Origin of the sequence: Mesorhizobium sp. B2-4-6 (assembly GCF_006442775.1) — a bacterium.
In the GTDB taxonomy this organism is placed as follows: domain Bacteria; phylum Pseudomonadota; class Alphaproteobacteria; order Rhizobiales; family Rhizobiaceae; genus Mesorhizobium.
Window position 1 is genome coordinate 1 of the sequence record NZ_VFVI01000008.1, and the last position, 13,478, is coordinate 13,478.

The window sequence follows — 13,478 nt, forward strand, 5'->3', positions numbered from 1 at the left end:
GACCAGGATTCATTCGGTCTCCTTCCCACTTCAAACCATACACCAGAACCAACACACAGGATTCTAGGGTCTGCGCGACGCTTCGCGTCGCTCCGCCCTAGAATGACGAACCAAAAGTGGCTCGCCGCCCTATCCGTAGACCCTATCGAACCACCAGCACCGGGATCTCCGTCAGCGACACCACTTCCGCCGTCTGGCTGCCCAGAACCAGGCGGCCGATGCCCCTGCGGCCGTGCGAGGCCATGACGATGAGGTCGCTGCCTTCACTGGCCGCAACCTCGAGGATCGCTTCGGCGGGCGTGCGGTTCTCGATATGGATGCCCTTGGAGGCCACGCCCTTCGCATCGGCCTCGGCCTTGCATTTGTCGAGCAGCTCGCTTGCATATTTGCGCGCGCTTTCCTCATAGTTGACCAGTTCGTCGGCGGCGACGTAGCCGGCCATGGCGCCGCCCCAGGCCAGCGCGGGGAACTGCTCGGAGACAGTGACGAAAGCCACGGTGGCGCCGAGGCCCTTGGCCAGCTCCAGCCCGTGTGCGACGCCCTTCCGGGCCAGTTCCGAGCCGTCGGTGGCGATCAGGATTTTCTTGTACATGGTGGCTACCCCTCATTTGCGGGGCGATGCGCGCCCCAATTGGCGGGAGCCTGAGCGATCAGGCCTGATCTGGATATAGTCAGCCTATCAGGCCAGCCACAGGGGCCAGCTTGATCTGGATCAAGGCCAGCCGGCGGAGACGATTGCTCCAGGGTGCTTATCCATGCGCAGCCTGCGCGGATTGGCAGTGGCTTCCTGCTCCGGAGTTTGTCGCCGGCAGCGGCGACCTATGCCATTGCACGCATCGCCGGGCGCTCCGAGGGCCCACCTAATCACAAGAACTTGTTCGGTCACACGGGATTCACACTGGCAATGGATATGCTGCGCCGGCTTGGCGTATCGTAGCCGCAAAGCCCGCGAACAGGAGCACCGACCATGGCAGGCGACCCGAAGGCGTCCGCGCAAGTCCAGGCCGACAACGAAAACGACATCGCCGGCGAATATCTCGAGGCGGAAACCGTGCCGGAGGATGCGCAAGCCGCCGCCGACGAGATCCTCGAAGCGCCGGAAGTGCCGGATTCCGAGCCGCATGTGCCCGGCCGGATCAAGCCGAAGAAAAAACCCTCGGCGATCAGCGGCAGAAAGTTCCGCAAGCGCGACCTGGTGCGCGTCGACGATCTCAGGCCCAGCCTCGCCGACCGCATCCGCTCCGACCATCCCGACCTGCCGCGCGGCGCCCGCATCAGCCGCGAGGAGCTCGGCCGCTACCGCATGCGCTACATGGAGGAATTGCTGCAGCAGGAGCACGGCGAATTCTCCGAGCTCGACCGCCAGGTGGTGGAATCGATCGCCAGGCAGGACACGATCTCGGAAAACTCGGAAGAGGAGTTCGAGGAGCACCGCTCCTTCGCCGACCGCGTCTCCGACACCATGGCCGAGTTCGGCGGCAGCTGGTGGTTCCTGATCTCGTTCGGCGGCGTGCTGCTGATCTGGATCGGCATCAACCTGATCGCCGGCCTGGCGCACGCCTTCGACCCCTACCCGTTCATCCTGCTCAACCTGATGCTCTCCTGCATCGCCGCCATCCAGGCGCCGGTGATCATGATGAGCCAGAAGCGCCAGGAAGCCAAAGACCGGCTGCGCTCCTTCAACGACTACCGGGTGAACCTCAAGGCCGAACTCGAAGTGCGCCACCTGCACGAAAAGCTCGACTACCTGATTTCGCGCCAATGGCAGCGGCTGGCCGAAATGCAGCAGATGCAGCTGGATGCCATGCACGAGCTGGCCGGCGCGAAGAAGCAGAAGCGGGCGACAAGGGCGGTGCGGCGCAAGACGGCGAAGGCGCCGGTGGAGGGGTGACAGGTGGGTTAATCCACGTCCAACGCCCTCATAGCATATTCGCGTTATAACAAGTTACGCCTGGAAATTCTGAGTTTTGCCGTCTAGCCTTCCGGTACACAGGGTGTTCGCACGGGGCGATTGGGTGCCGGTCAAAATTGTGGTCGCGGTCACGGATGGAGATTGGTTCAACCAACTCCGCCGCATGCCCGATTTGACTGAAGTCAACTTCTGGTCCCCATCGCCTAGGTTGTTTCACTCCCTCCAACCTGGAGAGCTGTTTCTGTTTAAACTCCACGCACCGATCAATATGATCGTGGGTGGCGGCGTCTTTGCCTCTTCGACAATCATGCCACTATCACTGGCATGGGAAGCGTTCCGAGAAAACAATGGCGCGACAAGTTTGACCGAGATGCGGTCACGTATCTTGCGCTACCGAAAGCTCGATCTGGCCGCAACCGGGCCAATTGAAATCGGCTGTCGGGTGCTCACACAGCCCTTCTTTCTTGAACAGAATCGATGGTTTCCACCCCCACCGTCGTGGTCAAAAAACATCGTGTCATACACGTCCTATGGAACCGACACCGGCGAGGGCGCGGCGCTCTGGGAGGCTGTTCAGGACGCGATGAGTCCAGTCGATCCCCGACTTGGGCTTGCTGAGAGTCTATCCCGATTCGGTGAGCCCGTTCTGATCAGGCCGCGTCTTGGTCAAGGAGCCTTCCGGCTCCTGGTAACCGACCTTTTATGGAAGGCGATGCGCCGTCACGAAGGAGCGAACGCTGCCGGCTTTGGAAGCCGCCCACATCCGCCCTTACGCCGAAGGTGGCGAACACTCGCCGAACAATGGCATTCTAATGCGACGCGACATCCATAGCTTGTTCGATCAGGGCTATGTGACGATCACCCCCGATCATCGCTTCGAGGTGAGCCGCCGGATACGGGAGGAGTTCGACAACGGCCGGCACTACTACGAACTGCACGGATCGTCTGTCGCCATTCCCTCGATTGCCAGCCAGCAGCCCGACAAGGGCGCGCTGACTTGGCACAACAACAGTTGTTATCTCGGATAGCCGCTCCGTAGCCCTTAGCCTAATTCAACTTGCCCCGTTGAAGCCTGGAGCGGCTTCCGCTAAGAAGCGGTGGCTGGCCGGCTCACAGGCCGGTTCGTTTTCCGGTCCACCGGGAAGCACCCGTAGCTCAGCTGGATAGAGCGCTGCCCTCCGAAGGCAGAGGTCACAAGTTCGAATCTTGTCGGGTGCGCCATTTCACCCCAGCGTTTCGCGTATCGCCGCTGCCAGCCTCTCCACCCCGTCCCTCGTCTGCGCCGCGTCACACGCGGCATAGCCCAGCACCAGTCCTTGGGTGGGCGCCGTGTTCTGGAAATATTTGGACAGCGGCGAGACGTTGATCGCCCTCTTCGCGGCGGCCTGGCTGACTTTGATGTCGTCGATGCCCTCCCTCAGATAGCCCACCACCTGGATGCCGGCTTCGGCGGGGGAGAGGGTGATCTCATCACGGAGTCTTTCCGCAACAATGTCGCGAAAAAGCTGGCGGCGCTGGGCGTAGATGCGGCGCATGCGTTTGAGGTGGCGGCTCATGTGGCCTTCGGTGATGAAGTCGGCCAAGGCGGCCTGCAGCAGCAGCGGCGCGAACTGGCCGGTGGTGGAGAGCGCGTTGACGATGCGGCCGGCGAGCTCTTGCGGCAGCACCATGAAGCCGAGGCGCAGCGCGGGGAACAGGAGCTTGGCGAAGGTGCCGACATAGATGACGCGGCCGGCGCGGTCCATGCTCTGGATCGCCGGCACGGGGCGGCCTTGAAAGCGGTATTCGCCGTCGAAATCGTCCTCGATCACCCAGGCGTTCGCAGTCTCGGCGATGTCGAGCAGGCGCAGCCGCTCCTCCATGCGCATGGTGATGCCGAGCGGATGCTGGCAGGCCGGTGTCACATAGATGAGGCGGGGCAACGGGTCCGGCGGGTCGAGATACCAGCCGCGCTCCTGGTCGACCGGGATGGGCAGGATTTTTGCGCCGGCCACGGTGAAGGCGGCCTTGGCGCCATAATAGCCGGGCTCCTCCATCCACACCGTGTCGCCGGGGTCGAGCAGCAGGCGGGCGAGAAGGTCGAAGGCGGCCTGCGCGCCGGTAGTGACGACGATCTGCTCGGGCCTGCAGCGCACGCCGCGCGCGGAGAAGAGATAGCCGGCGATCGCGTCTTTCAGCGCCGGGTGGCCGGTGACGTCGTAGGTGCCGAACAGCGTCTCGCCGCCATGGCTGGCACGGCGCGCCACCAGCCGGCCCCAGACGCCGAAGGGAAAGCTCTGCGCATCCGGCATGCCGGGGTGGAAGGCGACGTGCCCCGGCCTGCCGTGATGATAGGGCTGGCTGAGCAGTTGCTGGCCGCGCAGCGAGGGCTGGCGCAGCGGCACGGGCGGCTCCTCGCGCGGTGACTCGCGCGGGCCCCCGGGCAGGTCGACGATCACCGGGCGCGCGCCCTGGCGGTTGGCAAGATAGCCTTCGGTGACAAGCTGGTCGTAAGCGGCAACGATGGTGTTGCGGCCAAGGCCGAGCTCGGCGGCCAAAGCGCGGGTGGAGGGCAGCTCCGAGCCCGGGGGAAGCGCGCGGCTGCGGATGATGGCGACGAGGCCGTGATAGAGCTGGCGCGACAGATGCTCGGGGCTCGAGCGGTTTACCGCCAGCATGTCGAGGGGGAAGGCCTGGGGCTTGGGGTGCGGGCGCAAGGGTGGTTAGCCTACGCGGCCTGCTGGCAACGGAAGCTTCCAAAGAGCTCGCTCTGCAGCGTCGAGTTCCCGCCCACCTCCTTCTGGCCTGCCGGCCATCTCCCCCGCAAGGGGGGAGATCAGATGTCGTCCACGCCTTCGCCAATCGCCGACGTTGCAAGGGAAGAGCCGGCACTGAAACTGCCAATCTCCCCCCTTGCGGGGGAGATGTCCGGCAGGCCAGAGGGGGGTGCCTCGCGCCGACGATGGCCGCCGGTGCTGCGTGAGCGCTTGCAAATCTCCCATCCCCCATCCTGCCACATCCGCCTTTCAGCACAAACTGGTTCCTTCATTTTCCGGAAAACTGGCCCTCGCGGGGGAGACAGAGCGGGATAGACTTCCCGCACTGACGTTGGGGTAAGACGTCGAAGACGAGGCAAGTTGGGCAGGGTGCTGGGAGGGCATCCCGCCAAACGAAACGGCGAGGTTTCGCGCCCTGTCGCCAGCAATCGCAGCCATCTCCTCCCGAGACCAGACACCCCGCAGCCATCCCGGCTGCGGGGCGGAAAGCGAGCAATGACGACAGTTCGACTTGGCATAAACCCGATCACCTGGACCAATGACGACGTGCCGGAACTGGGCGGCGACACGCCGCTCGAGACCTGCCTCGGCGAGACCGCGGAAGCCGGCTATGCCGGCACAGAGCTTGGCGGCAAGTTCCCGCGCGACAGCCGCACGCTTCGGCCCATCCTCGACCATCACGGGCTGGCGCTGGTCTCCGGCTGGTATGACGGGCGCATCTGCGAGAAGGATGTGGACGAGGAATTCGAGGCGATCCGGCCGCATCTGACGCTGCTTCGGGATCTCGGCGCGAGACATGTGGTCTATGCCGACACCTCGCGCGGCCGGCATGGCGCGATCCACGACCCGATTTCGCAGCGCCCGAAGCTGATGGACGGGGAATGGAAAGCCTATGGCGCCAAGATCACCAAGCTTGGCGAGCGTTTTTCCGATTTCGGCGTCGGCATGGCCTTCCATCATCACATGGGCACGATCGTCGAGACCGACGCGGAGATCGACAGGCTGATGCACAGCAGCGGCGAGGCGGTCGGGCTGCTTTACGATACGGGGCACTGCGCCTTTTCGGGCGGCGATCCGGAGCAATTGCTGCGCCGGCATGTCGAGCGCGTCGTGCATGTGCATTGCAAGGATGTGCGCCCGGCGGCGCTGAAGAAGGCGCGCGACGCCGACATGAGCTTCATGGGCGCGGTGATGGAAGGCATCTTCACCGTGCCGGGCGACGGCGCGATCGACTATCCGACGCTGCTGAAGATCCTCGCCGACCAAGGCTATTCCGGCTGGCTGGTGGTGGAGGCCGAGCAGGATCCGGCCAAGGCGCTCCCCCTGACCTATGCCACGATGGGCTACCGCAACCTGAAGAGGCTGGCGCAAGGCGCGGGCTTCTACGTGCACGAGCGCGCACAGGAGGTCCGCCATGCCGGCTGAACGCAAGGTCGTCATCAACATCGACGATGTCGGCATGTGCCACGGCGCCAATGTCGCCTATCTCAAGCTGAAGCGCGCCGGCGCGGTCGACAGCGGCTCGGTGATGGTGCCCTGCCCGTGGTTCCTCGAGATCGCCGAGGAAGGCGCGAAAGACGCCTCGCTCAATCTCGGCGTCCACATCACGCTCACCTCCGAGAAGAAATACTACCGCTGGCGGCCGCTGACCAAGGCGAGCCAGGCGTCCGGCATCGTCGATAGCGACGGCTATCTGTTCCGCTCCGTGCCGGAATTGCGCGCCAAGGGCGAGCCGGACGCGGTGGAGGCCGAGATGCGGGCGCAGATCGATGCGGCCAAGGCTGCCGGGCTGTCGCTCAGCCATATCGACGGGCATATGGGCGCGGTGTTCTCGCCGGAGTTCGTCGACCGCTACGCGGCGGTCGGCATCGACTACGGCCTGCCGACTTTGTTTCCGAAAAGCATTTCGGTCTACGGACCGATCCATAATCTGGGCAAGCTGGACGACGGCGTCTATGCCGCGCCGGGGAAACAGCTGGAGCAAGCCGGCGAGACGCTGGCGAGCGCGGTGCTGGAAACGCCCTGGCACCGCAACCAGCCGGCCCGCGCGCGCTACGAGGCGCTATTCCGTGAGATCGGCGAAGGGCTCAATTTCCTTTGCCTGCACGCCAATGCGCCCGGCGAGATCGAGGAGATCGAACCGAACTCGGCGCAGATCCGCATCGACGAATTCGAGCTGCTTCCAGACCCGGACTTCATGGCCTTCGTGGAAGGATTGTCCATCCGCCGCGGCTCGCTCCGGGATTTCCGGGCATGATCATGCCCGCAAGCAGAGACCCGCAATCATGACGAAATGGCCTGACCAGGGAGGGTCGAGGCCAAGACTTTGGGAACACAACAACAACTGAGGAGAACCACTATGAGTGCCTTATTCTCGATCCGGAATGTGCTCGGCGCCGCGGCGCTCTCGCTTGCTTTTGCCGGCGCCGGCATTCTGCCTGCGCCGGCCCAGGTGAAGAAGGAAAGCGATGTGCGCATCGTTTTCGTCACCCACGGCCAGGCCAACGACGTCTATTGGAGCGTGGTGAAGAACGGTATGCAGGCCGCCGCCGAGCAGCTCGGCGTCAAGGTCGAATACCAGGCGCCGGAAACCTTCGACGTGGTGCGCATGGCGCGCATGATCGAGGCGGCGACCGCGTCCAAGCCGGACGGGCTGGTCGTCTCCATCCCCGACATGGACGCGCTGAAGGCGCCGGTGGAGGCGGCCAAGGCGGCAGGCATCCCGGTGGTGGTCATCGACAGCGGCGAGGAAGCGGTGGAGCCCTGGGGCCTCGACCTCTTCGTCGGCGGCGGCTCGGAATACGACAATGGCGTCAAGGCCGGCGAGATCATGGCCAAGGCCGGCGTCAAGAAGGGCATCTGCATCAACCACGAAGTCGGCAATGTCAGCCTGGACAAACGCTGCGAAGGCTATAATGACGGGCTGAAGAAGAGTGGCGGCTCCTCCGACGTGGTCGCGGCCACGATGGACCCGACCGACGTGACGCGCCGCGTCGAGGGCTATCTCACCGCGCATGCGGACGTCACCGGCGTGCTGACGCTGGGCCCGACGGTCGCGGCGCCGCTGCTCAAGATGTTTTCGGATGCCGGCACGATCGGCAACTACAAGATCGGCACCTTCGACCTGTCGCCCGAAATCCTCGATGCCGTCAGCAAAGGCACGATGATGTTCGGCATCGACAACCAGCAATACATGATGGGCTACTATCCCGTCGTCTTCCTGACCAACAAGGCGATGTACAAGACCTTCCCGACCTCGGCCGTGCGCACCGGTCCGTCCTTCATCATGAAGGATGACGCGGCCGCCGTGCGCGATCTCAGCAAGGCCGGCATCCGCTGATGCTATAATGGTCCGCCGGCGCTCTAAGACAGAGCATTATGTCGTCCGAAAACCGCTTCACACTTTTCGGCATCATTCTCTGGCCGGCGGGCACTTGTTAGACACGAAATCCGGGCGGAAGCCAAGGCGAAGCCGCCGAACCTGCCGCTTCGGATTTTTCCTGGGATGCCCTGGACGCTTATTGGGATGACGATCGTGACCGATGCACTGAACCCGGCTCATCCACCCGAGCCGAAGCCCGTTTCGCGACGCCTGGTGCGCCTGATGCGGCGGCCGGAGCTCGGCGCCATCACCGGCACCATCATCGTCTTCCTCGCCTTCGGCATCACCGCCGGCAACAGCGGCCTGTTCTCGATGGCCGGCATCGCCAATTTCCTGCAGGTGTCGGCGCAGCTCGGCATCCTTGCCGCGGCGGTCGCGCTTTTGATGATCGGCGGCGAGTTCGACCTGTCGCTGGGTTCGATGATCGGCTTTGCCAGCGTCACAATCGGGCTTTGCGTCACCCAGTTCGGGCTGTCGATCCCCGCGGCGGTGGCGATCGCCTTCGTCATCGCCATCATCGTCGGCGCTTTGAACGGCATCCTTGTGGTGCGCACAAGGCTTCCCTCCTTCATCGTAACGCTGGCAGGCCTGTTCATCCTACGCGGGCTGACGCTGGCCATCACGCGCACCGTCACCGGGCGCACGCAGATCCCCTATATCACCGACGGCCAGGAAGGCAGCTTCGTGGTCTGGCTGTTCGGCGGCAAGTTCGGCGCGCCGGTCTTCGCCTGGCTCGCCTCGCATGGCGTGATCGCCGCGCGCCCCGACGGCTCGGCCATGGTGCAGGGCCTGTCCATGTCGATCCTGTGGTGGGTGGCGGTGACGGCCTTCGCCACATGGCTGCTGGTCAAGACGCGCTTCGGCAATTGGGTGTTCGCCGTCGGCGGCGACGACCGCGCGGCGCGCAATGTCGGCGTGCCGGTCGACCGGGTGAAGATCCTGCTGTTCATCGGCACGGCGCTGTCGGCGACGCTGTTCGCCGTCATCCAGGTGCTGGAAGCCGGCTCCGCCGACACGCTGCGGGGCACGCAGAAGGAGTTCCAGGCGATCATCGCGGCGGTGATCGGCGGCTGCCTGCTCACCGGCGGCTACGGCTCGGCGATCGGCGCCATGTTCGGCGCGCTGATCTTCGGCACGGTGGAGATGGGCATCTTCTACACCGGCATCGACACCGACTGGTTCCAGGTCTTCCTCGGCTCGATGCTGCTGATCGCCGTGCTGGTCAACAATTACGTGCGCCGCAAGGCGACGGAGGCGCGCTGATGGCCGAGCCCGTTCCGCTGATCGAACTGCGCAACGTCACCCGCCGCTTCGGCTCGGTGACGGCGCTGCGCGACATGTCTTTCGCCGCGCATGCCGGCGAGGTGCACTGCCTGCTTGGCGACAACGGCGCCGGCAAGTCGACGCTGATCAAGACGCTGTCAGGCGTGCACACGCCGAGCGAAGGCCAGATGTATGTCGACGGCAAGCCGGTGACTTTTTCTTCGCCAAGGCAGGCGCTGGACGCCGGCATCGCCACGGTCTTCCAGGACCTGTCGATGATCCCGCTGATGAGCATCACCCGCAACTTCTTCCTTGGACGCGAGCCGGTGAAGGGCTGGGGACCCGCCAGGCGTATCGACATGAAGGCGGCCGATGCGATCGTCTATGACCAGCTCGGCAAGATCGGCATCAATGTGCGCGATCCGCAGCAGGCGGTGGGCACGCTTTCCGGCGGCGAGCGGCAATGCGTGGCAATCGCCCGCGCCGTCTATCACGGGGCGCGCGTGCTGATCCTCGACGAGCCGACCTCGGCGCTCGGCGTGCACCAGGCCTCGATCGTGCTGCGCTATGTGGCGCAGGCGCGCCAGCGTGGGCTCGCCGTCATCTTCATCACCCACAACATCCACCATGCCTATCCGATCGGCGATGTCTTCACCATGCTCAACCGCGGCCGCTCGCTCGGCACGTTCCGCAAGGGCGACATCACCGAGAAGGAGGTGCTGGACATGATGGCCGGCGGCCGCGAGATCCGCGAATTGCAGCAGGAACTGGAGCGCTTCACCAAACCGGGATCCGGCGCGGAAGCGGCTGCTCGCTGAGGCATTACAGAGGGTAGAAAAATGATCGACGCCGCATTGTTCGGCGCCGGGCTGATCGGCTCGGTGCATGCGAAAAATCTTGCCCGGCATCCGGGGGTGCGCCTGCGCACTGTCGTCGACCCGCGACGCGACGCGGCCGAGCGCATCGCCGCCGGAACGGGTGCGGAGATCGCCGACACCGCGACGGTGATGAACGACCCGTCGATCAAGGCAGTGGTGATCGCTTCCGCCACCCGCACGCATGCCGACCTGATCGTCGAGGCCGCCGCCAAAGGCAAGGCGATCTTCTGCGAGAAGCCGATCGACCTCGACATCGCCCACACCGACCAGTGCCTGGCGGCGGTCGAGAAGGCCGGCGTGCCGCTGCAGATCGGCTTCAACCGGCGCTTCGATCCGTCCTTCGCCGCCGTGAAGAAAAGGATCGACGCCGGGGAGATCGGCGCGGTCGAGCAGGTGATCATCACCAGCCGCGACCCGGAGCCGGAGACCGAGGAGGCGCTGGCGGGCGGCGGCGGCGTGTTCCGCGAGATGACCATCCACGATTTCGACATGGCGCGTTTCCTGCTCGGCGAGGAGCCGGTGGAGCTCTTCGCCACCGGATCGTCGCTGGTCGCCCCCTACTACGCAAAACTCGGCGACTACGACACGGCGATGTTCATCCTGCGCACGGCATCCGGCCGGCAGTGCCACATCAACAACAGCGTGCGCGCCGTCTATGGCTACGACCAGCGCATCGAGGTGCATGGCTCAAGGGGCATGCTGCAGGCCGGCAACCGCACGCCGACCTCGGTCAGCCTCAGCGGCGAGAGCGGGATCGCGGCCGACCGGCCGCTCTATTTCTTCGTCGAGCGCTATGCCCAATCCTACGAGGCGGAACTCGACCATTTCATCCAGTCGGTCGCGGCGGGACGAAAGCCGGCGGTCGGCGCGGCGGACGGGCGCAAGGCGATGATCCTGTGCGAGGCGGCACTTGCCTCGGCCAAGTCCGGCCGCTTCGAGCCGGTAAGGCTCTGAGGCCTGTCGAGTTGTCTGCCCTATCGCACATCCACCCAGCGCTGCTCCTGGAACGAGCGCGCCATGGCATGCACGGTGCGCTCGATCTCCAGCCCCTCGTCGAAGTCGATGATGCGGGCCGGCTTGCCGGCGATGCGCATCAAGAGCTCGCGGCATTCGATCATCTTGAGGTCGTTGAAGCCGAGGCCGTGGCCAGGCGCCGGCAGGAAGGAATCGTAGGGCTTGTGGTGCGGCGCGACCAGGACGGTGCGGTAGCCCTGTTCGGTCGGCCGGTCGGCGGTGAGGTAGAGCTGGAATTCGTTCATCCGCTCCTGGTCGTAGAGGATCGAGCCCTTCGAGCCGAAGATCTGGATGGCGATGCGGCCCTTGCGGCCCCAGGCCGAGCGATTGACCATGAGCGTGCCGGCAACGCCGTTTTCCAGATGCATCAAGACGCTGGCGATGTCGTAGGTCTCGACCGCGCGGCGGGCGCCGGAAGCGGTCTTGCGGTCGGCATAGGGTTTGACCATGTCGCACATGACGCGGGAAACACCGCCGAACAGCGCCTTGATCAGCGACAGCGGATGGACGGCGAAATCGTCGAGCGCGCCATAACCGGACGAAGCCTCGTGCTTCCAGAAGAACAGCGCTTCCGGGTCGGCCATGAAGTCCTCGTCCATTTCGATGCGCACGAGGTTGACGTCGCCTATGATCTTTTCCTCCAGCAGCGCGCCGATGTGGCGGATGGCTGGGTTCTGGATGTAGTTGTAGCCGAGCACGGCGACCTTGCTGGATTTCTTCGCCGCGGCCGCCATGGTCTCGGCCTCGGCGAAACTCGGCGCCATCGGCTTCTCGCACCACAGATGCTTGCCGGCTTCGAGGACGGCGATCGCCATTTCGGGGTGGAACTGGTTGGGCGTGGTCAGCGAAACGATTTCGACGTCAGGATCCTCGACCACGGCGCGCCAGTTGCCGGAGCCTTTTGCGAAGCCGAATTCGCCAGCCTTGCGCCGGGCAAGCTCGTCATTCACCTCGCCCAGATGCACCAGTTTCGGCTTCTCGACATCGGGAAAGACGGTGCCCACCGCATTCCAGGCGATGGCGTGGCACTTGCCCATGAAGCCCGTGCCGATGAGGCCCACTCCGACCATGTCGATTGTCTCCGCGCCAGAGCAATTCCAGGAAAAGTGCCGAGCGGTTTTCCGTCCGGAATTGCGTCAACAAACAGATGGAGCGGTTCCGTGAAAGCGGAATCGCTCCGGGGAAATACTGATGTGGATGAATTAGTCCATTTTGGTAAAGAATGGAACATCCAAATCATTTTTTATGGTGTTCTTGCGCGAACTCGTTATGATGAGGCAGGAGAGGGGCAAACCTTATGGGCGTGGGCGGAGCGACGATGGACGAACGGGTGCCTCGCGATTTCGAAACGCTGCGCGCGACGATCCTGGACAGGCGCGCAAGCCTGCCCAAGCGCATCGCGCAGATCGCCGCCTATGCGCTCGACAACCCCGACGACATCGCTTTCGGCACGGCGGCAAGCATCGCGGCCTCGGCCGGCGTTCAGCCCTCGACGCTGATCCGTTTTGCCCAGCAGCTCGGCTTCGACGGATTCACCAGCCTCCAGCAGGTTTTCCGCGAGCGGCTGCGCGAACGCAACTCTTCCTATGACGAGCGGCTGGCGGCGCTGCGCGCCAAAGCCGAGGAAGGCGGCGGGTATCGGGCGGTCTTCGACGGCTTCGTCGCCGCCGCCAGCACCTCGCTGGGCGATATTTCTCGCTCGCTCAACGACGCGCATTTCGAAGAGGCGGTGGCGCTGTTGGCGAAAGCCGAGACGATCTATGTGCTGGCCAAACGCCGATCCTATCCGGTGGCGTCCTACATCGCCTATGCGCTGGGCAAGCTCAAGATCCGCAACCAGCTGGTGGAATCGGCCGCCGGCCTGAATGCCGAGATGATCGGCTTCGCCACGCCGCGCGACGCCGTCATCGCCATCAGCTTCTCGCCTTACGCGCCGGCAACCATCGACGAGACACGCTCGATCGCGGAACAGGGCGTGCCGATCGTGGCCATCACCGACTCGTCCTTTTCGCCGCTGGCGCAGTTCGCAAAGGTCTGGTTCGAGGTCGCCGAGGCCGATTTCGGCGGTTTCCGCTCGATCTCGGCGACGATGGCGCTGGCCATGGCGCTGACCGTCGCCGTCGGCGAGAAGCGCCGCGAAACCGGGCGCCGGCGCAAGGGCTGAGCCTCGCCGGCGAGCGCTTTTCGGCATGGGAACACTCATTCCATATTGACTATAGATTGGAATTAATATTTCATATTGACGACACCGCGCCGTCGCTGGCGCGTGCTGT

General features: G+C 64.4%; 12 protein-coding genes and 1 tRNA gene. 10 read left to right on the top strand and 3 right to left on the bottom strand.

Annotated features, from left to right (window positions below; all coding sequences use genetic code 11):
• Positions 1 to 142: 142 nt before the first annotated feature.
• Positions 143 to 592, bottom strand: a complete 450-nt coding sequence (locus FJ957_RS19665) for a universal stress protein (protein WP_140834256.1) — start codon at positions 590 to 592, stop codon at positions 143 to 145.
• Positions 593 to 967: 375 nt separating this feature from the next.
• On the opposite strand from FJ957_RS19665, the gene FJ957_RS19670 reads away from it, so the two are divergent.
• The 3 genes from FJ957_RS19670 (at position 968) to FJ957_RS19680 (ending at position 3,133) form a co-directional block, all read left to right on the top strand.
• On the top strand, positions 968 to 1,891 hold the full coding sequence (locus FJ957_RS19670; protein WP_140834258.1) for a DUF1003 domain-containing protein: 924 nt from the start codon (positions 968 to 970) through the stop codon (positions 1,889 to 1,891).
• Positions 1,892 to 2,658: 767 nt separating this feature from the next.
• Positions 2,659 to 2,940 carry an HNH endonuclease gene (locus FJ957_RS32315; RefSeq protein WP_246685893.1) on the top strand — a complete coding sequence of 94 codons (282 nt, stop codon included), beginning with the start codon at positions 2,659 to 2,661 and terminating at the stop codon, positions 2,938 to 2,940.
• Between the two features lie 116 nt (positions 2,941 to 3,056).
• A tRNA-Arg gene (locus FJ957_RS19680) sits at positions 3,057 to 3,133 on the top strand.
• Positions 3,134 to 3,135: 2 nt separating this feature from the next.
• On the opposite strand, the gene FJ957_RS19685 is transcribed toward FJ957_RS19680, so the two are convergent.
• Positions 3,136 to 4,608 (bottom strand): PLP-dependent aminotransferase family protein, encoded by a 1,473-nt coding sequence (locus FJ957_RS19685; protein ID WP_246685894.1) that lies wholly within the window; start codon positions 4,606 to 4,608, stop codon positions 3,136 to 3,138.
• 555 nt (positions 4,609 to 5,163) lie between these two features.
• Here FJ957_RS19685 and iolE point away from each other — a divergent pair.
• The 6 genes from iolE (at position 5,164) to iolG (ending at position 11,145) form a co-directional block, all read left to right on the top strand.
• Positions 5,164 to 6,093 carry a myo-inosose-2 dehydratase gene (iolE, locus tag FJ957_RS19695; protein ID WP_140834262.1) on the top strand — a complete coding sequence of 310 codons (930 nt, stop codon included), beginning with the start codon at positions 5,164 to 5,166 and terminating at the stop codon, positions 6,091 to 6,093.
• Positions 6,083 to 6,925 (top strand): polysaccharide deacetylase family protein, encoded by an 843-nt coding sequence (locus FJ957_RS19700; protein WP_140834264.1) that lies wholly within the window; start codon positions 6,083 to 6,085, stop codon positions 6,923 to 6,925. The genes iolE and FJ957_RS19700 overlap by 11 nt, the downstream gene beginning before the upstream one ends.
• 102 nt (positions 6,926 to 7,027) lie before the next feature.
• Complete coding sequence (locus FJ957_RS19705) at positions 7,028 to 8,008, top strand: sugar ABC transporter substrate-binding protein (protein WP_140834266.1); 981 nt, start codon at positions 7,028 to 7,030, stop codon at positions 8,006 to 8,008.
• Between the two features lie 195 nt (positions 8,009 to 8,203).
• On the top strand, positions 8,204 to 9,313 hold the full coding sequence (locus FJ957_RS19710) for an ABC transporter permease (protein WP_246685895.1): 1,110 nt from the start codon (positions 8,204 to 8,206) through the stop codon (positions 9,311 to 9,313).
• Entirely contained in the window at positions 9,313 to 10,131 is an 819-nt protein-coding gene (locus FJ957_RS19715) for an ATP-binding cassette domain-containing protein (RefSeq protein WP_140834270.1), read from the top strand. Before FJ957_RS19710 ends, FJ957_RS19715 begins: the two co-directional genes overlap by 1 nt.
• Positions 10,132 to 10,152: 21 nt before the next feature.
• Entirely contained in the window at positions 10,153 to 11,145 is a 993-nt protein-coding gene (gene iolG / locus FJ957_RS19720) for an inositol 2-dehydrogenase (RefSeq protein ID WP_140834273.1), read from the top strand.
• Between the two features lie 20 nt (positions 11,146 to 11,165).
• Here iolG and FJ957_RS19725 read toward each other — a convergent pair whose 3' ends face one another.
• Positions 11,166 to 12,275, bottom strand: coding sequence for a Gfo/Idh/MocA family oxidoreductase (locus FJ957_RS19725; RefSeq protein ID WP_140834275.1), 1,110 nt, complete (start codon positions 12,273 to 12,275; stop codon positions 11,166 to 11,168).
• Positions 12,276 to 12,523: 248 nt separating this feature from the next.
• On the opposite strand from FJ957_RS19725, the gene FJ957_RS19730 reads away from it, so the two are divergent.
• Positions 12,524 to 13,369, top strand: a complete 846-nt coding sequence (locus FJ957_RS19730; protein WP_181180631.1) for a MurR/RpiR family transcriptional regulator — start codon at positions 12,524 to 12,526, stop codon at positions 13,367 to 13,369.
• Positions 13,370 to 13,478: the final 109 nt, after the last annotated feature.

What these genes read in the sequence shown, in the direction of transcription:
- FJ957_RS19665 (WP_140834256.1), bottom strand. Translation starts at nt 592, where the DNA reads ATGTACAAGAAAATCCTGATCGCCACCGACGGCTCGGAACTGGCCCGG.
- FJ957_RS19670 (WP_140834258.1), top strand. Translation starts at nt 968, where the DNA reads ATGGCAGGCGACCCGAAGGCGTCCGCGCAAGTCCAGGCCGACAACGAA.
- iolE (WP_140834262.1), top strand. Translation starts at nt 5,164, where the DNA reads ATGACGACAGTTCGACTTGGCATAAACCCGATCACCTGGACCAATGAC.
- FJ957_RS19700 (WP_140834264.1), top strand. Translation starts at nt 6,083, where the DNA reads ATGCCGGCTGAACGCAAGGTCGTCATCAACATCGACGATGTCGGCATG.
- FJ957_RS19705 (WP_140834266.1), top strand. Translation starts at nt 7,028, where the DNA reads ATGAGTGCCTTATTCTCGATCCGGAATGTGCTCGGCGCCGCGGCGCTC.
- FJ957_RS19715 (WP_140834270.1), top strand. Translation starts at nt 9,313, where the DNA reads ATGGCCGAGCCCGTTCCGCTGATCGAACTGCGCAACGTCACCCGCCGC.
- iolG (WP_140834273.1), top strand. Translation starts at nt 10,153, where the DNA reads ATGATCGACGCCGCATTGTTCGGCGCCGGGCTGATCGGCTCGGTGCAT.
- FJ957_RS19725 (WP_140834275.1), bottom strand. Translation starts at nt 12,275, where the DNA reads ATGGTCGGAGTGGGCCTCATCGGCACGGGCTTCATGGGCAAGTGCCAC.
- FJ957_RS19730 (WP_181180631.1), top strand. Translation starts at nt 12,524, where the DNA reads ATGGACGAACGGGTGCCTCGCGATTTCGAAACGCTGCGCGCGACGATC.